The 21,005-nt window shown below is 63.9% G+C and carries 15 protein-coding genes; 14 read left to right on the top strand and 1 reads right to left on the bottom strand.

Translation table 11 applies throughout. The features are described 5' to 3' along the window. Positions 1-4: 4 nt before the first annotated feature. A complete protein-coding gene (locus GBB11_RS01985; RefSeq protein WP_151548825.1) occupies positions 5-406 on the top strand; it encodes a hypothetical protein in 402 nt (133 codons plus the stop codon). Between the two features lie 189 nt (positions 407-595). Continuing rightward, positions 596-1,420 (top strand): hypothetical protein, encoded by an 825-nt coding sequence (locus GBB11_RS10795; protein ID WP_192796288.1) that lies wholly within the window; start codon positions 596-598, stop codon positions 1,418-1,420. A 17-nt stretch (positions 1,421-1,437) separates the two neighbouring features. Here GBB11_RS10795 and GBB11_RS01975 read toward each other — a convergent pair whose 3' ends face one another. Further along, positions 1,438-2,547 (bottom strand): glycerate kinase, encoded by a 1,110-nt coding sequence (locus GBB11_RS01975; protein WP_151548824.1) that lies wholly within the window; start codon positions 2,545-2,547, stop codon positions 1,438-1,440. Between the two features lie 166 nt (positions 2,548-2,713). Here GBB11_RS01975 and GBB11_RS01970 point away from each other — a divergent pair, with 166 nt between their 5' ends. The 12 genes from GBB11_RS01970 to GBB11_RS01915 all read left to right on the top strand — a co-directional run bounded on the left by GBB11_RS01970 (position 2,714) and on the right by GBB11_RS01915 (position 20,966). Next, positions 2,714-3,844, top strand: a complete 1,131-nt coding sequence (locus GBB11_RS01970; protein WP_192796289.1) for a triacylglycerol lipase — start codon at positions 2,714-2,716, stop codon at positions 3,842-3,844. A gap of 95 nt (positions 3,845-3,939) precedes the next feature. Further along, the gene (gene gdhA, locus GBB11_RS01965) at positions 3,940-5,316 is read left to right on the top strand and encodes an NADP-specific glutamate dehydrogenase (RefSeq protein WP_151548822.1); all 1,377 of its coding nucleotides are present in this window, start codon (positions 3,940-3,942) and stop codon (positions 5,314-5,316) included. 176 nt (positions 5,317-5,492) lie between these two features. Further along, positions 5,493-6,233, top strand: coding sequence for a DivIVA domain-containing protein (locus GBB11_RS01960; RefSeq protein ID WP_151528499.1), 741 nt, complete (start codon positions 5,493-5,495; stop codon positions 6,231-6,233). Between the two features lie 64 nt (positions 6,234-6,297). Continuing rightward, complete coding sequence (locus GBB11_RS01955; RefSeq protein WP_151548821.1) at positions 6,298-6,846, top strand: DUF177 domain-containing protein; 549 nt, start codon at positions 6,298-6,300, stop codon at positions 6,844-6,846. Then, a complete protein-coding gene (rnc, locus tag GBB11_RS01950) occupies positions 6,843-7,619 on the top strand; it encodes a ribonuclease III (RefSeq protein ID WP_151548820.1) in 777 nt (258 codons plus the stop codon). Before GBB11_RS01955 ends, rnc begins: the two co-directional genes overlap by 4 nt. A 7-nt stretch (positions 7,620-7,626) precedes the next feature. Further along, entirely contained in the window at positions 7,627-8,481 is an 855-nt protein-coding gene (gene mutM / locus GBB11_RS01945; protein ID WP_151548819.1) for a bifunctional DNA-formamidopyrimidine glycosylase/DNA-(apurinic or apyrimidinic site) lyase, read from the top strand. Positions 8,482-8,541: 60 nt separating this feature from the next. Next, positions 8,542-10,002 carry a sodium:alanine symporter family protein gene (locus tag GBB11_RS01940; RefSeq protein ID WP_151548818.1) on the top strand — a complete coding sequence of 487 codons (1,461 nt, stop codon included), beginning with the start codon at positions 8,542-8,544 and terminating at the stop codon, positions 10,000-10,002. Positions 10,003-10,005: 3 nt separating this feature from the next. Further along, on the top strand, positions 10,006-10,353 hold the full coding sequence (locus GBB11_RS01935) for an acylphosphatase (protein ID WP_151548817.1): 348 nt from the start codon (positions 10,006-10,008) through the stop codon (positions 10,351-10,353). A 129-nt stretch (positions 10,354-10,482) separates the two neighbouring features. Then, positions 10,483-13,995 carry a chromosome segregation protein SMC gene (gene smc / locus GBB11_RS01930; protein ID WP_192796290.1) on the top strand — a complete coding sequence of 1,171 codons (3,513 nt, stop codon included), beginning with the start codon at positions 10,483-10,485 and terminating at the stop codon, positions 13,993-13,995. A gap of 153 nt (positions 13,996-14,148) precedes the next feature. Continuing rightward, positions 14,149-17,661, top strand: a complete 3,513-nt coding sequence (locus tag GBB11_RS01925; protein WP_151548815.1) for a hypothetical protein — start codon at positions 14,149-14,151, stop codon at positions 17,659-17,661. 57 nt (positions 17,662-17,718) lie between these two features. Then, complete coding sequence (ftsY, locus tag GBB11_RS01920) at positions 17,719-19,494, top strand: signal recognition particle-docking protein FtsY (RefSeq protein WP_151548814.1); 1,776 nt, start codon at positions 17,719-17,721, stop codon at positions 19,492-19,494. A 182-nt stretch (positions 19,495-19,676) separates the two neighbouring features. Beyond that, the gene (locus tag GBB11_RS01915) at positions 19,677-20,966 is read left to right on the top strand and encodes an ammonium transporter (protein WP_151548813.1); all 1,290 of its coding nucleotides are present in this window, start codon (positions 19,677-19,679) and stop codon (positions 20,964-20,966) included. Positions 20,967-21,005 lie beyond the last annotated feature (39 nt).

The following is a 21,005-nucleotide window of genomic DNA, read 5'->3' as shown; positions in this document are numbered from 1 at the left end:
AAGCATGGCACAGGTCATCTTCGATTGTCTCGTTCCCACCGCAGAGATTCCCGAGCTCAAGCAACGCTGTGAACTGCTACTTTCTCGCCTCATCGAGTACAACAAAGTAGGAGAAGCACAGCTCCGCGCCGTCGAGCAGAACCCAGCCCTTCTCGAGGGGGTGGAAAAGGCGCTGCGCGACACCTACGCCGAACAGCATGAGGGCCGAGAGCTCGCTAATGCTGAGGTGATTCGGATGCTCATGCATATTGAGCGTCCCGCCCACTCTCTCAACGGGCTGGTCATGGTTCTCTCCCGGCTCTTCACCCCCGCCGCTACGCTTCCGCGCGATCCCGCTGCCCTCGAAAACGAGATGGCTTTCGAGCTTCCGGCTCGCTATCCCTGGACCGTGCAGGTACATCCCTAGCCATCGTTACTGTTCCGTTCTGTTAGCTCGCTAGTGATATCGCTGCCAGCACGTGTGAGGGGCGCTACACTGTGCTTCTGTGGCTAAAACAAGTGTGTAGCTCGACCACGGTAGTGAGACCGCGGTAGCGAAGCTGCGGTAGTGAGGCCACGACCGACATCCCGAGCACACCGCGAACAAGGATATTTCATGGCGCCCCAGAACTCTTGGAATGGCCGCGAGGACGCATATCGTCCCCAGAACGCAGCAGAGGACACCCGTTTTTTACCCCGCCCCGGCAAGCCTAGACCGCAGGGTGCGAGCAACCAGACCTATGACGGCCAGTGGGATACGCCTGCTCCCGCCGGCGGCCCCGGTGGCCCCGGTGGCCCGACCGGCCCCCAGGGGTCGGGTGGGGCTGGCGGGGCATCCGGCGGCCGATTTGCCTTCGGCCCCTTTTTCATCGGACTCGCCATCGGTCTCGTGGTGGCGCTCGTCGTTGGTATCGCCGCGTGGATGATGGCCGGCAGTGAGAAACGCGCCCTTGCCGCGGAGGTCGACGGCATCCAAGAGACACTCACTGCCTATGACTCGGCAAGCACCTTCGTGGAAGCCAATGAGTACATGTGCGAGGAGCACAAGGGCAACCCTGATCACCTCGCTTTGCTCGATAAGCTGGCGGGGGACACTGGGGCGGAGCCGGGCATGGAGGCCGTGACCGTGGAAAAACTGCATTTTGTGGGCAACGATCGTCAGCGCATCCGCTTTGAGGACAGTAAATACCCCACCCTGCTGAAAAAGGAGGATGGGGCCTGGCTCGTGTGCGATCCTTATGTGAATATGCGGCAGCTGAGCGAGGCCTATGAAGATGGAGTGGACTCCCTCGTGGGATCACTCTTTGGTGACGGCGGCCTCGACCTCTTTGGCGACCTCGGCGGCCTCGAGACCCTTGAGGGGCTCAATGACATCACCGGGGAGAGCATCGAGGACTGGGAGCAGCAATACCAGGACCTAATGGGCCAGCTAGGGCTCTAAGCTCAACGCCGCGGCGGTTAGTTCCGAGCGCAGTCTGCGGCGAGCTGCTTGCCGGCGGCGCGCAATTGCTCGGCCACATCCATCCCAGGGGCGAGTTCCTGCACCATCGCTGGGCGCTGCTGTGCCTCATAGCGCCCGCACACCACCACGGCGGTGGTATCAGCTGCAGCAGCCAACTCGCTGATATGGCCTACCACCTTGCCGCCGAAGGAAGTATCGTCCACTCGGCCCTCGCCCGTGACCACCACATCGGCGGCAGCAATCTTCTCGGCAAGGCCGTGGTGGGCGGCCACAAACTCCGCGCCGGGCACGAGCTGAATGTGCTCGTTCGTGCCATGGATCAGCCCCGATAGCCAGCTCAGGCCCACCGGGAGCGCTCCCGCCGCGCCACCGCCGGCGGTGGCAGGGTCCACATCGCAGACCGAGCACAGCTGCGCAATACCGGCATCCAGAACCTCGATATCTGCGTCGCTGGCACCCTTTTGCGGCCCAAATACTGCCGCCGCCCCCTGCGCTCCGGTGGCGGGGTTCGTCACATCCGCCAGCAGCACCCAGTCCACGGCGGCGGCCTTCACGTTCAGCTGCGCGGTATCGATGAAATCAAGATTGCGCAGATCCCCGCCGCCCTGGCGCAGCATATAGCCGCGGTGATCCATGGGCACCGCCCCGAGGGCGACGAGAATGCCGGTGCCGCCATCGACGGTGGCAGTGCCGCCCAAGCCGAGCACGATGCGTTGCGCGCCCCGCTCCACCGCATCGGCGATGAGCACGCCGGTGCCATAGGTATCGGAGCTCAGCGGGCTGTGTCCTTCGCCGACCTGGGGCAGGCCAGAGGCGGCAGCAACGTCGATCACCGCGGTGGCTGGGTTGGAGCCCTGGGCCGGAATGAAGGTATAGGTGGCGTCGATAAGCCTGCCATCGGCGGAGGTTGTGGGCAGAGTGATCGGGGTTCCGGCAAAGAGACTGGATGTTCCCTCGCCGCCATCGGCCATGGGGGAGGCGATGACCTCGGCGTCCGGAAGCACCTCGTGAATACCGGCGCGAAGATGAGCGCAGGCCTGCTGTGCTGTGGCAGTGCCCTTAAAAGAATCGGGGGCCAGAAGAAACGTCATCGGGCGATTAGTCATAGCTTCACAGTGTATAAGGCCCATCGCTTCCCACAGGCACGCTTTCGGAGTCCTCTGTGCTGCGCTGGCTTATTATTCTCACTAGAAAGTCAGTACACGGTGCTGCGCGGCGGCGATGCGGCGCGGGAGCAGAGAAATCTCGACCGTAGTCCTTAAAGGAGCGGTGATGACAAATACACGATGGCGCACGCGGCGCGCAGCGACGATAGGCCGCAGCACGAGGGCAGTCGCTGCGATTCTGGCGGTCATGGCACTGGCCGGGGCTGTTTTGAGCCCCGTGGGCGTGACTCCCGCAGCCGCAACACCTCCCGCCGGTGCGAGCACGGGGGTGGAAGGCCCCCGCGTGGCGCGGCCATCTCTTGCGAAACGGGTGCTGCTCGACTCCAAGGTTCGCCCACTACAGCCGCAGGGAACCAATGATCCTTCCTGCCGCGCCACCACAGAGCGGCAGGAGGCCGTGATCCTGGTGCATGGCACGGATTCCACCTTCTATGGCGACTACGCGGAATTGGGGCCACGGCTCGTGGACGCCGGCTGGTGTGTGTTTGGACTGGACTATGGCATGGGGCCGGACCCAGATCGGGGTTTCGGCTATCGCCCGCTCGAAGAATCGGCGGCACAGGTGGATGAGCTGGTACGTGCGGCGCTGGCCACCTCTGGGGCGACGGGCGTGCACATCATTGGTTTTTCCCAAGGCGCCTCGGTGGCCCGCATGTGGGTGAACTCTATAGATCGGGGTGAGCTCACCCGCAGCTGGATCGGAATCGCCTCGCCGACGCGCGGCGGCGGCCCGGCGCATCTCGGAACCGTGGTGGATCATCTCCACGAGCAGGCGGCGGGGGAGTCGAGCGCAGTGCTGAGCCGAGGCCTTGATCGCGTGCTGCAGCCGAGCCTGCAGCAGCTACTGCGCGGGTCGCGGGCGATCGAGGAGCAGAACACCCCAGCAGAGACCGTGCCGGGGCCGCGCTATACCACTATTTCCACGCGGGTGGACGAAATGATCTGGGATGTGGACGTGCAAAAGATCTCTGGCCAGAAAACGCAGAATCTGGTGCTGCAGGAGGTGTGCCCGCAGAATCTCGGCGGGCATATGTATTCTCCCTACAACCCGACTGTGCTCAGCGCGGTGTTAAACCTATTGGACAATTGGCAAAGCGGGGGTGAATGGGGGGAGATTGACTGCCGCCCGGTTCCTCTCGGCTTCGATATGCCGGAGCTGATTGTGGTGGACAACCTGCGGAAACTGAGGGGTGATACGGCGAACCATGAAGGTGTGACATACGTAACACATGGCTAAGTTGCGCATACTCCCCCTGAGCAAGAGACTGGATATCGGTAAGACGATAGAAATTCATCCCTCGAGTTCACGAGGGATATGGGAATTGGAGAATTATGACGAATACCGCCACTAAGAACGATGATGTGCAGTCTGTTGACGCACAGATCTCGGAGTACTACAACCGCTTGTGTCAGCGTAACGCCGGCGAGCCCGAGTTCCACCAGGCGGTCCTCGAGGTTCTGGACTCCCTCAAGATCGTTCTCGACAACGATCCGCACTATGCGGACTATGGTCTGATCCAGCGTCTCTGCGAGCCGGAGCGTCAGCTGATCTTCCGTGTGCCGTGGGTTGATGATCAGGGAGAGGTTCAGGTCAACCGTGGTTTCCGCGTGCAGTTTAACTCCGCTCTCGGCCCCTACAAAGGCGGCCTGCGCTTCCACCCCAGCGTGAACCTGGGCATCATCAAGTTCCTCGGCTTCGAGCAGATCTTCAAGAACTCCCTCACCGGTCTGCCTATCGGCGGCGGCAAGGGCGGTTCCGACTTCGACCCCAAGGGCAAATCCGACGCCGAGATCATGCGCTTCTGCCAGTCCTTCATGACTGAGCTGCACCGCCACATCGGCGAGTACCGCGACGTACCCGCCGGTGACATCGGAGTGGGCGGCCGTGAGATCGGCTACCTCTTCGGTCAGTACCGTCGTCTGGCTAACCAGCACGAGTCCGGTGTCCTCACCGGCAAGGGCCTCGAGTGGGGTGGCTCCTTGGTGCGTACCGAGGCCACCGGTTATGGCTTGGTGTATTTCACCAAGGAAATGATGGCTGCCGATGGCGAGTCCCTCAATGGCGCCAAGGTGATCGTCTCCGGTTCCGGCAACGTGGCTATCTACGCCATCGAGAAGGCCCAAGAGTTTGGCGCTGTGGTGGTCGGCTGCTCCGATTCCCAAGGGTGGATCCACACCCCGAACGGTATCGACGTGGCCAAGCTGAAGGAGATCAAGGAGGTTCGCCGCGACCGTATCTCCGCCTACGCCGACGAGGTCGAGGGTGCTACCTACCACTCCGACGGCTCTATCTGGGATCTCGAGTGCGATGTGGCCCTGCCCTGCGCCACCCAGAACGAGCTCAACGGTGAGCACGCCCAGAAGCTTATCGACAACGGCTGTAAGTACGTTGCTGAGGGCGCCAACATGCCTTCCACCCCGGAGGCTGTTGAGGTCTTCCGCGAGAGGAAGATCGCCTTCGGCCCCGGTAAGGCCGCCAACGCCGGTGGTGTTGCTACCTCCGCACTGGAGATGCAGCAGAACGCTTCCCGCGACTCCTGGTCCTTCGAGTACACCGACGAGCGTCTCCACGTGATCATGCGCAATATCTTCCGCGCATGTAAGCGTACCGCCGAGGAGTACGGCCACGACGGCGACTACGTCATCGGCGCTAACATCGCCGGCTTCAAGAAGGTTGCCGACGCGATGCTGGCGCAGGGCGTTATCTAACACCCTCCCCGCGGGATGATATCCCGCTACTGACACACCCTGTCCTGTGGTCCTTGTGGCCGCGGGGCAGGGTGTCTGTCGTTGCGGGGTTAAGAAAGCGTAGAGGCGTTTTCTTCGCCTGCATACGCCCATGTCACTCCACCCCGAGGCGGCTGCGTCACGGTAGAGTAAGGCCCATGTATCGCGTCTTTGAAACCCTTGATGAAATGGTCCAAACCGTAGAGCAGGCCTATGGCGTGCCTATGACCCCCAATTGCATGGTGCCGCGTAATGACATGCTCATGCTGCTTGATGAGCTACGCAATGCCCTGCCAGTAGAAATCGATGATGCGCAGGACGTATTGGATAAGCGCGACGAGATTGTGCACGAGGCCACTACCAAGGCCGATGCCATCGTCGGCGAGGCGCAGGCCGACGCCAACGAGATTATGGATACCGCTAACCGCGACTCCGAGGCCATGGTCAATAACGCCCAGGATCGGGCCCACCGTCTCGTAGCCGAGGCAGAAGATGAGGCCCGACGGGTAACCGATGATGCTCACCGCGAGGCGGAGGATCGTATCGATCGCGCTGAGGCGGAGGCAGAGCGTCTCGTGGCCCAGGGCAATGACTCCTATGATCGCTCCGTGTCCGAGGGCTTGGCGGAGCAGCAGCGTTTGGTCTCCGAGTCCGAGGTGGTGCGTCGCGCCAACGAGGAGGCGCACCGCGTAGTGGATGCCGCCCATGCCGATTCCAATCGACTGCGCGCCGAGTGTGATGACTATGTGGATGCCAAGCTGGCCGAGTTCGAGGACAGTCTCAACGCCACCCTGCGTGTGGTCTCCCGCGACCGCACCGCTTTGCGACGCGGCGCCGGCGCCGTAGGAAGCGGCCGTTCGAGTGATAACCAGCGCTACGACTACGGCGAGGAACTCTAGCCCGCAGTCGCCGTTGACTCCCGCGCTTTCGCCCGCGCGGGGCAAGCAACGTAGTCTAGAGTGCATGACATCACCACTGACATTCGATGTAGCACATCTGCTTTCGCCTTCGGCGAATACGGACTATCAATCCACCACCGGCCCCGCGCCTGAGCGCATCGGGCTGGAATTGATTGCTATTGACCAGGGCTCGGAGCTGGCCGTCGACGCCACCCTGGCCCCGCTTGGTGATGCCATCATGGTTGATGCCACCGTGCACGCCACCTTGAGCGGGCAGTGTGCCCGGTGCCTCGAGCCGCTGAGCGTGGAGCAGGACTTCCGTATTTCGCGGGTCTATTCCGAATCCGCCGACTTTATTGATGATGACGCCGCCGGTGACGAAGATGCCGCCGATGCGTTGGAGGATTCTCTCGGCCACATTGATTCCGGCCGCATCGACTTATTGGATGCCCTGACCACCACGGTGGGGCTCGAGTTACCCTTTAGCCCCACCTGCGAGGACTACGGCGACGAGTGCGATTATGATCTCGTGCCTGCCCCCGATGGGGTATCGGGCGAAGAAGAGGAAGACCGCATTGATCCGCGGTGGGCAGGATTGGAGAAGTTTCAGTGAGTCGTCGTAAACAGCGTATTCCCCGCGAAAAGGCATGGGAGCAGCGTTTTCACGAGGTCGATCATGCCCCGCTGCTGCAGGCGCTCGGTGTGGAGCTCTCCGATGACAGCCTGAAGCTCGCCCTGACGCACCGATCCTTTGCCAATGAGCACGAGCATTTGCCCAATAATGAGCGGCTCGAGTTTCTTGGCGACGCCGTCCTCGGGCTGTCCGTGGCCACTCGGCTCTATCACAACTATCCACACAGCCCCGAGTCCGATATCTCGAAGATGCGGGCCTCTATTGTCTCCCGCTATGGCTTGGCGGATATCGCCCGTGAGATCAATCTCGGTCCCCATATTCTATTGGGCAAGGGCGAGCTGATGACCGATGGCGCGAATAAGGATTCCATCCTAGCCGACACCACCGAGGCGCTGCTGGGTGCCATCTATATCGAGCATGGTTTCGGCGTGGCCGAGCAGGTGGTGCTGACCCTCTTCGGGCGCAAGATTGAAACCGCCCGCAGCACGGGGCTGCACGTGGACTATAAGACGGCGCTACAAGAACGCGCCGCCGAGAATAAGCGGGAGGCACCGCTGTATCACTGCACCGCTGTGGGGCCTGATCACCAGCGCCACTTCACCGCCTATGCCGTGATCGAGGGCCGCCTCGTGGGGAGGGGAGAGGGCCCCAATAAGAAATCGGCCGAGCAGCAGGCCGCCCGCGAAGCGGTGCCCGCTCTCGAGCACGACTGGGATACCCTGCCGCTTTTCGACGCCGCCAGCGTGGACTAGTACCCCCATGCCGGAACTACCCGAGGTAGAGGTGGTGCGCAGCGGCCTGGCTCCAAGGTTGGAACAGCGCCGCATCGCAGCGGCCCGCATCCTGCATCCGCGGGCTATCCGCCACAATGAGGACTCGCCGGAGGCGTTCGCCGCCCAGCTGTGTGGTCGCCAGATTGAGGCGGTCTCCCGGCGCGGAAAGTTTATGTGGCTGCGTCTCGATGGCGAGGAAGCAGTAGTGGTGCATCTCGGCATGTCGGGGCAGATGCTGCTCAGCACGGATCCCCATGCCCACGACTCCCATCCGCACCTACGGGCTGCCCTGCAGCTGGAGTACGGGCCTGCCGTGTGGTTTGTGGATCAGCGCACCTTTGGCTACTGGCGCCTAGATGAGCTGGTGTCTCTGGGCGAGCAGGAGCAGCGCATACCGGCGTCGATAAGCCATATCGCACGCGATCTGCTCGATCCCGAAGTATCAATGCCGCAGGTGGCGGCGGGGCTGAAGCAGCGGGCGCGCCCGATTAAGGCTCTGCTTTTGGAACAAACCATCGTTTCCGGCGTCGGCAATATTTATGCTGATGAGATGCTGTGGGCAGCAGGAATTGCACCGACGCGCTCTGCCCAGCGCATCAGCCTACAGCGGCTGCGGGCGCTGCTGGAGTCCGGGCAGCAGGTGATGCGGCGGGCCCTTGCTCAAGGCGGCACCAGTTTCGATGATCTCTATGTGAACGTCAATGGTGCGTCCGGCTATTTCGCGCGATCGCTCAACGCCTATGGGCAAGAAGGGCTCCCCTGTGCGCGCTGTGGCACTGAGATAAGAAGAATCACAGTGGTGGGGCGCTCCACCTATTTTTGTGGCCGCTGCCAGCACTAACCGCTTGCGTGACTAGCATTACGGTAGGAAGAATTCGTGTCCGGCGGTATATTTTTCCTCATGGAATCTTTAACCGCTGCGATTGACTCATTTAATGAGTACTTCTGGTACCTCGTCATCGCCCTTCTGGTCATTGCGGGCCTGTACTTCGGTGTGCGCACCGTGCTCGTCCAGCTCCGGTTCGTACCGGAGATGTTCAAGTCCATCACGGAAAAGCCCTCCGATATCTCGGATGGCAAGCAGGGCGTCTCCGCCTTTAAGGCCTTCACCATCTCCGCGGCCTCGCGCGTGGGCACCGGCAACGTTGTCGGTGTGGCCATCGCTATCGCCACTGGTGGTCCAGGTGCGGTGTTCTGGATGTGGCTGTTTGCGCTGCTCGGCGGCGCCACCGCCTTCGTGGAGTCCACCTTGGCGCAGGTATATAAGGTGCGCGATGAGGATTCCTACCGCGGCGGACCCGCCTACTACATCACCAAGGCCTTCAACGCACGCTGGCTGGCGCTAATCTATGTCATCGCCATCGTCACCACCTATGGCTTCGTGTTCAATGCGGTGCAGTCCAACTCCATCGCCGCGGCCGTCACCCTGTCCTTCGATATGGACACCATGACCGCCAAGATGATCATCGGCGCCCTCATGGCGGCGGCGACCTACGTGGTGATTTTCGGCGGCATCCGCCGCATCGGTGGCTTCACCCAAGTGGTTGTCCCGGTGATCGCCGTGGCCTATATCCTCATGGGCTTCATTGTGGTGGCGCTGAACATCACCGAGGTGCCCCGCATGCTGGAAAATATCGTGCTCAACGCCTTCGGTATCCGCGAGTTCGCCGGAGCCACCCTCGGCGCAGTGATCATGAGGGGTGTGCAGCGTGGCCTGTTCTCCAACGAAGCCGGTATGGGCTCGGTGCCCAATGCCGCTGCGACCGCGAGTGTCTCTCACCCCGCCAAGCAGGGCCTGATCCAGACCCTGGGCGTGTACTTCGACACCCTCGTGGTGTGTACCATCACCGCCTTCATCATCCTGCTCTCCCGCGGCGACTACGCGGCCAGCGATGGCGGTATCGAGCTCACCCAAACCGCACTGGCCTCCACCGTGGGCACCTGGGGCATCCACTTCCTCACCGTCGTGATCATCTTCCTGGCCTTCTCCTCGGTGATCGGTAACTACTACTATGGCCAATCCAATATCGAATTCCTCACCAAGTCCCCGAAGGCCCTCACCATCTACCGCGTTGTAGTGGGACTGTGCGTCTTCGGTGGCGCGCTAGGCACAGTGCCGCTGGTGTGGTCGCTGGCCGATGTGTTCTCCGGTTTGATGGCCACGATCAACCTGGTGGTCATCATCCCGCTCGGCGGCGTGGCTGTGGCCGTGCTCAAGAACTTCTCCGAACAGCGGGCCAAGGGCCAGAACCCCGTCTTCCACCGCGATGATGTGCCCGGCCTGCGCGGCTGGGACGGCATGGAATGCTGGGACGGCTCCGATCCGCTGACCTGGCGCGAAGAAAAAGCAAAGGATTTCTAATCGATGTGCCCGTCGAGGGATGACTCCTTAGCAGCAGCGAGCGGCAGGGAGCCGGACGCCGCGGATGCCGCCGTCACGCGGGTTACGGCGTGGGTGCACGGCCACGTCCAAGGCGTAGGTTTTCGCTGGTGGACCCTGCAAAACGCGAAAGAGCTCGGGCTCGCTGGGTATGCGAAAAATTTAGTGGACGGCCGGGTCTGCGTGGTTGCCGAAGGCACGGAGACGGCCGTGGCGGAGCTGGTGCAGCGGCTGAGCGAGCAGCCCAGCAGCCATCACCGGCCCGGCTCAGTGGAGACGGTGATCCCGCACTACACCGACCCGCGCGGGGCGAGCGGTTTTCACACCCGCTAAAATCTGTGCGGTGATCATCGCACGCTGGCCCATGCGCGTGCTGCCTATCGGGGCAGTTCGTGGATGGGCAGCCCAGCGCCTCTGCCTAACGAGGGGTGCGAACTGGGGCCATGCCGGGAGGAATTCAAGGTGTATTTGAAGTCGCTGACTATGAAGGGCTTTAAGTCCTTCGCCAGCGCCACCACCATGAAGTTCGAGCCCGGCATTTGTGCTGTCGTGGGGCCCAATGGGTCCGGCAAATCCAATGTGGTGGATGCGCTGGCCTGGGTGATGGGGGAGCAGGGCGCGAAAAGCCTGCGCGGCGGCAAGATGGACGATGTCATTTTCGCCGGCGCCGGCGGGCGCAAGCCCCTCGGGCGCGCCGAGGTGACGCTGACGATCGATAACTCCGATGGCGCCCTCGACATCGACTACTCCGAGGTCTCTATCACCCGCCGGATGTTCCGCGATGGCGCTTCCGAATACGAGATCAACGGCTCGCGCGCCCGGCTGATGGATATTCAAGAGCTGCTCAGTGATTCCGGCATCGGTAAAGAGATGCACATTATCGTCGGCCAGGGAAAGCTGGCCGAGATCCTCGAATCCCGCCCGGAGGAGCGCCGCTCCTATATCGAAGAGGCCGCTGGGGTGCTCAAGCATCGCCGCCGCAAGGAAAAGGCGCAGCGCAAGCTGGTAGGGATGCAATCGAACCTCGATCGCCTGCGCGACCTCACCGAGGAGCTGGGCAAGCAGCTCAGCCCGTTGGCGCGTCAGGCCGAGGCGGCGCAGAAGGCTGCCACGGTGCAGGCGACGGTACGGCACAACCGGCTGCAGTTGGCCGGCGATACCATCACCCGCTTGGACGCCGCCTGCGCCGATGCGGAAGTACACCACCGCCGCGCTATTGATAGCCACGCCCAAGCGCGTGCAGATCTGGAGCAGGTGCAGGCCGCCGCCGCTGAATGGGACGCCGCGGTAGACGAGGTGACCCCGCAGCTCGAGCAGGCCCAGAACCTATGGTTCGAGCTGTCCTCCCTCGCCGAGCGGGTGGACGCCACCTTACGCATCGCCAGGGAGCGCACCAGCCGCGCCGCCGAGGAGGCCTATCAGGGCCCGGATGCCGCGCAGATACGCGAGAAAGCCGAGCTGGCCGAGGAAGAAGCCTATGAGCTCTCCGAAGACAAAGAAATGGCGGCCGCCCAACTTGAGGAGATTTCCGGCGAGCTGGCCACGGCACGGGAGAACTACGAGCGCGCCGAACGCGAACACCGCACCCGCATCGCCGCCATCGCCGATCATCAGGCCGGGGTAGCGCGTCTGGTCGAGCGCGTCGATAGTGCGCACAAAGCCATCGCCGCCGCCGAGCGGCGCGTGGAGGAACGCGAACAGCAGGTACGCCAGGCCGCCAGCTCCCTCGACGAACTGAACAAGGAGCTCGCGCAGGCGAAGAAGGCACTGCAGCACACCACGCTGCAACGCGCCCCTCTGGTGGAGGACTCCCGCCAGGCGCAGGCCGAGGCCCGCGCCGCCGAGCAGCGACTCGAGGAGGTCAGCGCCGAGCACCGCGAACTCGACGTGGCCATCTCCCGGCTGGAATCGAAGGTGGAGGTCTTAAGCCAGCAGCGTCCCCGCGCCGCCCTGTCCGCGGATGTCGCCGCAGACTATAGCCAGCTTGCCGAACACGTGCGGGTCGATACCGCCCTCGCCCCGGCATTGGCGGCGGCACTGGGCTGCCACGCCGAGGCGCTCGTGGGCGAGCTGCCCGATGCCCAGCTCCGGGCCCGGCTCGCCGCCGAGAACACCACCGCCACGGCGTTTATCGCCAGCGGCGAGGCCGATCCCTGGCGTCTTGACACCGATATCGGCGCGCATCGCTGGCTCTTGGATGAGGTGGAACTATCCACCGCGGTGTCCTCGGCACTGACGCGGATGCTGGTGGATGTGGTGATCGTGCCCGATATCGCCGCTGGCCGGGAGCTGGTGGAAGCCGATCCGCGGCTCCGCGCCGTTACCCCTGCTGGGGCGGTGCTGGGGCATGGCTGGCTCATCACCGATAGCGGCAGCGGCGATGCAGAGGCTGTGGGCTCCACCAGCGTGGAGATCGCCCAGCAGATCAGCGATACTGAGGCCACCTTGGCCACTCTGCTGCGCCGCCGCGAGGATATGGCCGGCACCCTCAGCGGCACCAAGAAGGCCGCTGAGGATGCCCGTGTGAACGTGGCCGCCACCACCGCCGCGCTGCGCGAGTTCGACGCGGTGGATAAAACCAAGGCCGCCGAGGTCGATCGGCTGATCAAGGCCACCGATAATCAGGAGCGGGAACACACCAGCCTCTATGAGCGGCTCGATAGGGCTAGCAGGGAGCTCGAGCAGGCGCGCGAGGATTATCGCACCGTCTCCGAGCTGTTGGCCTCGGCCGAGGATGAGGACAGCCCCACCGAGGTCTCCAGCGCCGAGAAAGACAACCTGGCCGCGCATGTGGAGCAGCTGCGTTCCATGGACACCGAGGCACGGCTGCGGCTGGGCCAGCTCGAGCAGCGCGAAAACGCAGCCCTCGGCCGGGCCGCGGCACTGAAGTCGCAGGCGATGCAGGCCGAGCAGCAGCGCGCCCGGCACGAGGCACGGGTGGAAAAGCGCAAGCAGGAGACGGGCCTGGCCGCCGTGGTGGCGGAGCTAAGTGAGCGGATGCGCGGCAGGGTGGCGGCGGCACGGGAAGCCGTGTCCACTCAGCGCCACGAGCTGGAGCAGCGCAAGGCCTCCGTGGTCAGCAGCGCCCGCCGGGCGCGCGAGGAGCTATCTGCGGCCACCCAGAAAACCTCCCGCCTTGGCGATGCCCGCCACGAGGCGGAGATGGCGCTGTCCACCGCTCGGGTGCGGCTGGAGGAAAGCGTCGTCAAGCTCAGCGAGCAGACTGGGGTGGATGCTGCGACGCTGCGCAGCGAGCACGCCCCCGGCCCGGGCTTTGATCGCGCCGCCACCACCCGTGAGTTGAAGCAGGCAGAAAAGCAGCTGGCCGCCCTGGGCAAGGTCAACCCCTTGGCCCTCGAGGAGTACAAGGCGCTGGAGGAACGCTATGACTATCTCAGCTCCCAGCTGGCCGATGTGGAGCAGGCCCGGGCGGATCTGGAGGATGTGATCGAGTCGGTGGACGATCAGATCCTCACCCTCTTCACCGAGGCGTGGCGGGATGTGGAGCAGGAATTCCCCACGGTCTTTGCCACGCTCTTTCCTGGAGGCGAAGGGCGGCTGCTGCTCACCGACCCTTCCGACATGCTCGGCACCGGCATCGACGTGGAAGCCCGCCCGCCGGGCAAGCGCGTGAAACGACTCTCGCTGCTCTCCGGTGGCGAGAAATCGCTGACCGCGGTGGCGCTGCTCGTCGCGATCTTCAAAGCCCGACCCTCGCCGTTTTATGTCATGGACGAGGTCGAGGCGGCGCTTGACGACGTCAACCTGCGGCGCCTCATCGCGCTGTTCGAGGATCTCCGCGAAACCTCGCAGCTGATCGTGATCACCCACCAAAAACCCACCATGGACATCGCCAACGTGCTCTACGGAGTGACCATGCGCGGCGATGGCGTCACCCAGGTGCTCTCGCAGCGCATGAGCCCGCACAGCGAGCCCCGCAGTGTCGATCCGGCCGTGGGCGAGCCCACAACCTAGCGCCTCGGGGCGTGCCCGCACCGGCAATCGGGAGTCGTGGTGAACTGGCGCGGCACGTGGACTACGCTAAGACTCTTAGCGCAGGCATGCCACGCGCTGCGTCGAGTACCGCACAGTATGTGATCAAGCAGTAGAAGGGGACCACACCAACTTATGAGCACCGGCGCCGGTAGCAGAACCAACACAGCCGCCGATTCCTCCTCCACGGAATTTCTACTCGGGTGGGCCTTCCGCACCGAGCTGGAACTCAAGCAGGAGTTCGAACACACCCCCACCTTTCCCCTCCGGGAACTGAGCTCGGATGCACTCGAGCGCATCGAGCGCTTCTATGGGGCGTTTCTATCGCGGCAGCTCGCCGACGGCGCCCAGCTGGAGGAGCTCATGGTCTCCTCGCCGAACCTCGCGCTGGCCACCCTGCTCAACCGGGCCTCCACGATGATTGACGCCGAGAGCTTCTTCATCGAATACCTCTCCGGCATGGCGCTGCCCACCACCGAGGACATGGTGGCCGCCGCCGATAGTGCGGCGCGCCGGGTAATCGCAGCCACCGAGACCACCGTACCCGAGGGCATGGCGGAGACTCCGGTGCTGGTGCTTGCCGCCCACATCGGCGTGACTGCCGCCGAGATCCCCGGACTGCTCGAGCTGCTCGACGCCCAGAACGGCGAGGTAGACGTGGCCTTCTTGGCGGAGACGGAGGAGCTTCCCGTCACGGCTGCGGTAGCCCAAGCCGCCCCCGAGCTGCTTGCGGAGGTGCTGCAGTCGGTGGAGACCTTCCGTCAGTTCGCCGCCTCCCAAGGGGCGACATGGCGGGTGCGTCGTGACGAGTGGCCGAGCCCGGCCATGGTGCAGCCAGTGGCGGAGCATGTGATCGCCGAGCTGCGCGAGCGGCCCGTGGGCACCGAGGACCGTCAGCACGCCGTGGGCGTGGGCACTCGCGAGTTGCGCCCCCGCATCATGTGGAACGCCGCCCGCCGGAAGGTGTGCTTGCGCCTGCCGGAGCAAAAGGTGGTGAACCAGCCGAATGAGGAGATTCAATGGCGGGTGTCTATCGACGGAACCACCACCGTTTATCGCACCGGACGCCCCTGGGGCGAGCAGCGCCCCTACTCTGAGGCGCTCGATATCGCGGTGGAGCACCAGACCCGCGAGATCGCCATCCACGATGTCACCACCGAGTTGAACTGGGTGGTGCCGGTGATCGACTCAGAGGATCCCACCCTGATCTTCACCCCCAAGGGCGCGAATGTCACCGACAAGGCCTCCTTGCACTATCCCGAGCTGTGCGTCGTGTGCCCGAATGACGCCCAAGTGGTGGACGTGGTCACCGGCCGCGACCTGCCGATCATCGACACGGTGGCTGTTGAGGGCTGGGATAAGTGGCAGTGCGTGCGCGTGGATACCTCCGATGCGGCGAGCCTGAAGATCGACCGCGATGGCGCCGGCGAGCAGAATGTGCGCTGCGTGGACGCCCGCCAGCGCGTGATCTTCCGCGATCCCTCCCCGGCCGCCGCCTGCGTGCGCACCACCAGCGGCCTGCCGGTGCACTCCGAATCGTTGCTTGCTGAGTTCCCGCCCACGGTGTCGGGACAGGCAGAAACGTGGTATCTGACCATCTCGGCCTTCGCCGGCATCGGCGAGGAAGGCATGGAGGTGGCCCCAGCCGAGCCGCTGGAGGTGCCCGCAGAGGGCGGCGTCTTCGATATCTTTGATCCTTCCGCGTGGGAGTCGCCGTGGGTGGGGGAGTACCTCATCCGTTTGCGCGGTCCCCGCAATGAGTCCTTCCGTCACGAGTGCGCCCTGGTGGAGGGACTGCACACCCAGAGCGAGGTAGCTGGTGGGTCCCTGACTTTCCGTATCCCCGCCCAAGGAGGGTTGTCTCCGGCGACGCTGCGCATTAGCCACGGCGAGAAACCTTTTGATGTGGTGCCCTCCCGCGTGGAGGTGGCCGCTGATGCCGCGGGTGTGGATTTCGCCATCACCACCGAGGAAGGCGATCAGCTGCCGCTGCGCTATACCCCGCCGCGGCTACTTTTCGAGCTGCCGCTGCAGACCCAACCGGCCTCGTGGCGCACCACCCGCGCCCGCGTCCAACCCGCCGAGTTCGATCCGCAGGGCATGGTGCGCCTGCGCGTGCCCGCCGGCGGCGGCGTGAGCCAGCCGAGTATTTCCGTGCGGAATAACCACGGCACCCCCTTGCGCACCGCGAAGATGACGCGCCTCGATGACTACACCTTCGCCGCGGATATGTCGCGGCTTGTGGGCTCGATGAACGCCATGCCCGCCGGCCGCATGGATCTGGAGTGGGTAGACAAGGCCGTGAATCGGAAGGTCTCCGTCGGCCTCGCCGATATCAACCCTGCTCCCTTGACCTCCGGGGTGGAGCTTGTCGACGACACCCTGCACTGCAGCGATCTGCCGAGCGATCACCGCGTGGGCGCCTGGATCTGGCCGTTGACGGCCCCCTGGGCGCTGGCGAACACGATCGACGAGATCAGCGCCCAGACCCCGCTGCCGGAGGCCTATCGGGGCGCTGGCGATCTGGCCATTCAGCTCTTTTCCTCTGATCCCTATAGCGTGCAGCGTCCCGCGCGCACTCCCGCAGAAACGGCATCGACCATCGCCCAAGAGGGCTACTATCGCAGTGGCTCTGCGGGCTTTACCGAGTTCTCCGCGTTTCTCGCCGGCGAGTCCGACTCCGCTCCCGACGATCCCGCGATTATGCCGATGCTCTGGGACTTCCTCGCCTCCGAGGATAGGGCCGATACCCCGATGCGGCGTGCCATCACCGCGGTGGTGCGTACCCACCCGCAGCAGGCCCTGTCAGGGCTGGCCTCCTCGCTGGTGCCCAGCGAGTTGCAGCCGGGCTGCGTAGTCTCCTCCGGGCTGGTGGCCACCCCGATGTCCGGCACCCACGAGGGAGCCGAGGCCACCGTGGACGCCACGGAGATTCACCGCAATGCCTGGATCGGTGTGCTCAGCACCCTGGCTGGGCTGCCGGAGCTGGCCGCAGCCCTCGAGGAAGAGTCCATAAGCCCCGAGACTCGCCAGCGGCTGCGGGCCGTGATGAAGCAGCTGGAGGACGCCGCCGGCAAGCGCTTGGTGGAGACGCTGAGCACCGGCCGCGACGCCACCTTGGACACCGCCTGCATTGACCGTTCGACGGTGCAGATCGCGCACATGGATCCGGCGCAGCAGGAGATGCTGCTGGAGATGTTCTTCTCCCAGGCGGAGATCGTGCCGGGGCCGATGATGGCGGATTCCACGCGATTGATGGCGGTATTTGAAACCTTCAAGCACCGCGAGCAGCTCTCTGAGATCTTGGTGCGGCACAAGCTGATCAAGCCGGCCTTGACGCTGATGCGCGGGATCAAGGGCGCGCAGCGCCGGCTCTATAACTCGGCACGTATCCGCTTCGACAAGTTGGATGGCGTGGATACCGATAACCCGCAGGATCTGTGGGCGCTAGCGCCGGTGGTGTCCATGATTTTCGCTCTCGCGGCGCGTATGCATGCCCACGACATGCTGGGCAAGTCCAAGCTATTGGATGAGGTGGGCCCGGGCTGGGCCGAGATGGCCACCGTGGTGCCGGATCTGGTGACCGGCGACGTGGTCTCGAGCGAGGCGATGGTGCTGGCGGAAAAGTATCCATCGCTAGCGAGCTAGAGATACTAACGTGGACGGGGATATCCCAATGAAGACCCACTAGTGAGGATTGACGCTATGAATACCACTTATATTATTGCGGCGGTTGTTGTCATTCTGCTGCTGATCGCGGTCATTGTGATCGGCTTGAAGCGCAAGCAGGCCAAGACTGTCTCCTTCGAGAAAGAGGAGGAGACCAAGGAGCTCACCCGCGAGGAGAAATCCGGTAACTATCAGGCGCAGGGCGGCTTTAACTTCGCCCCCGCCGCCGGTAGCGGTTCTACCCCGAAGAAGAAGGAGCCCGAGCTTCTCGACGGCCAGCGCCTCGACAGCCCACAACCCTCCACGACCCCGCAGGACACCCCGCAGCCCGAGCCCACCGCAGTGGAGAAGCCGGCACCGGAGCCTGTAGCGGAGCCTAGCGAGCCTACCGCAGCGGAGGAGCAGATCAGCTCCGTCGAGGAGGGCGAGGTTGATCGGGTAGAGCAGGACGCCGTGGCGCAGCCGCCGCGTCCCACCGAGTCCGAGGCCGAGACCCCGGCCGCTCAGCACGAGGCCTCGGCTGATAGCGAAATCCCAGCCGAGCCTGAGGCCCCGGCCGAGTCCGAGCCCACCGCCGCTGCGGAGCAGATCAGTTCCGTCGAGGACGCCGAGATCGATCGGGTGGAGGCCGAAAAGGCCACCGAGCAGCCTGCGCCAGCCCCGGTCGAGGAGGATCAGGCCCGCAGCGTCAGTGACGGGCCGGCGCCGCTGACCCAGTCCGCGTCGTCCGAGAGCTATGAGCAGCCGGTCGTTTCCGAGGGCGAGACTGCTGCCGAGGACGATACTGAGCAGCGAGAGGGCGTCGATAAGCCTGCTGCTGCGGCGGCGGAGGAGGAGTCCGATACCGCCGTGGTGGAGCCCGAGCCGGCCGAGGTCGAGCGCGAGGACATCGCACCCGCCGAGGGGCGTTTAGGCAAGCTCCGTGGACGCTTGTCGCGTTCGCAGAATGTGATCGGCCAGTCTGTGCTGGGTATTCTCTCCGCCGGCGATCTGGATGAGGATGCCTGGGAGGAGATCGAGGACACGCTGATTATGGCTGATCTCGGTTCCACGGCGACGATGAAGATCGTGGATGATCTGCGTGAGAAGATCGCCGCCCGCGGTGTGTCCAGCGAGCAGGAGGCACGGGCCATGCTGCGCGAGACCCTCATTGAGGCCTGCCAGCCGGAGCTCGATCGCTCCATTCGCGCCATCCCCAATGAGGGCAAGCCGGCCGTGGTGCTGGTGGTGGGTGTTAATGGCACCGGTAAAACCACCACCACCGGCAAGCTGGCGCGCGTGCTGGTGTCTATGGGCCACGACGTGGTGCTGGGCGCCGCCGATACCTTCCGTGCGGCCGCCGCCGACCAGCTGGATACATGGGGTACTCGGGTGGGTGCGACCACCGTGCGCGGCAAGGAAGGCGCCGATCCGGCATCGGTGGCCTTCGACGCCGTAGCACAGGGCATCGAGCAGCACGCCGATGTGGTGCTCATCGATACCGCCGGGCGTTTGCACACCTCGCAGGGCCTGATGGATCAGCTGGGCAAGGTCAAGCGCGTCGTAGAGAAGAAGGCCGAGGTGGACGAGGTGCTGCTGGTGCTGGATGCCACCGTGGGCCAGAACGGGCTGATTCAGGCGCGCACCTTCCGCGATGTTGTGGACATCTCCGGTGTGGTGCTCACCAAGCTCGACGGCACCGCCAAGGGCGGTATCGTGTTCCAAGTTCAGGAAGAGCTGGGTGTGCCCGTGAAGCTCGTCGGCTTGGGCGAGGGAGCAGACGATCTTGCGCCCTTCGAGCCGGAAAGTTTCGTCGACGCACTCTTGGGCTAGAGCTACCCCCGTGACCGCATGATTACCGCCTCCTATCTGTGCAGATAGGGGCGGTTTTCTTATGAGGGGGTGCCGCTTTCTATAGGCCAATAGAATTTATTTTTCTATTGGTCTATAGTTATTTTTTGTTGGTGATAGATACCCGACGATAACGAGACACAGCAGCAAGAAAGGAAGAAAACATGGAGGGAAACGCAAGCTGGATGCTCATGTCCGCTTCCTTGGTGTTGCTTATGACTCCCGCACTCAGCATGTTCTACGGCGGAATGTCCCGCCAGAAGTCCGTACTGAACACGATGATGATGTCCTTTGGGGCGATGGGGGTCGTCATCCCCATCTTCATTCTTTATGGATGGTCCATGTCCTATGGCGGCAAGGACCTCGCCGGCATTGTGGCCGATCCCTTCACGGACTTCGGCCTGCGCAATGTGATGACCGATGGCGCCGGCGACTACGTGATGAGTGAAGCCGGGTACCCGGCGATTATCGACGTCGCCTTCCAGGTGACCTTCGCCGTGATCTCCGTGGCCCTTATCAGTGGTGCCATCGCGGAGCGCGTGAAGTTCTCTTCCTGGCTGGTCTTTGCCGGCCTGTGGGTCACCTTTGCCTATTTCCCGCTGGCGCACATGGTGTGGGGCGGCGGATTGCTCTCCGAATCCTCCCACTCCATTGCTGGATGGTTGTTCGGCTCCGAGGGCGAGGACGCCCTCATTGGACCGGTGGACTTCGCCGGCGGCACCGTGGTGCACATTGCCGCAGGCACCGCGGCGCTGGTGCTGGCCGTGGTGAGTGGACGCCGTCGGGGCTTCCCGCGCCACGTGCACCGCCCGCACAACCTGCCCATGGTGATGATCGGCTCCGGTCTGCTCTGGTTCGGCTGGTGCGGCTTCAACGCCGGTTCCGCCTTCGCCGCCGATGGCCTAGCGGGTCTGGCATGGATGAATACCGCCGCCGCAGCCGCCGCCGGAATTATCGGCTGGCTGGTAGTGGAGCGCTTCCGCGATCACCACATGACCTCCCTCGGTGCGGCCTCGGGCGTGGTGGCAGGCCTGGTGGCGATCACCCCGGCCGCCGGTGCTCTCGACCCAGTGGGCTCCCTCGTTCTCGGCGCCGTTGGCGGTGGACTCGCAGCGTGGGCAGTGAGCTGGAAATACCGCTTCGGCCTCGATGACACCCTCGATGTGGTGGGTGTGCACCTGGTTGCTGGCCTGTGGGGCACCATCGGCCTGGCGCTGCTGGATACCAACATCGGCATCTTCTACGGCGGCGGTAGCGATGGCTTCGCACTGCTGGTGGTGCAGTTCGCGGTGGCACTCGCGGCCATGGTTGTCTCCGCCGCGGTCACCGTGGTCATGGCCCTGATTATCCGCAGCACCATGGGCTGGCGCATCGAAGAAACCGATGAGGAAAGCGGAATCGACTACCGCATCCACGGCGAGACCGCCTACGAGACCTCCTCGATGCGCTTCTAGCGCAGTCCCGGTGGGTGGCACCGGAGTTCATCGCGAGTC

Source organism: Corynebacterium sp. 74A (assembly GCF_008930665.1).
GTDB lineage: Bacteria > Actinomycetota > Actinomycetes > Mycobacteriales > Mycobacteriaceae > Corynebacterium > Corynebacterium megadyptis.
Note: the sequence above shows the minus strand (reverse complement) of the source record. Positions and strands in the feature narration are given on the sequence as shown.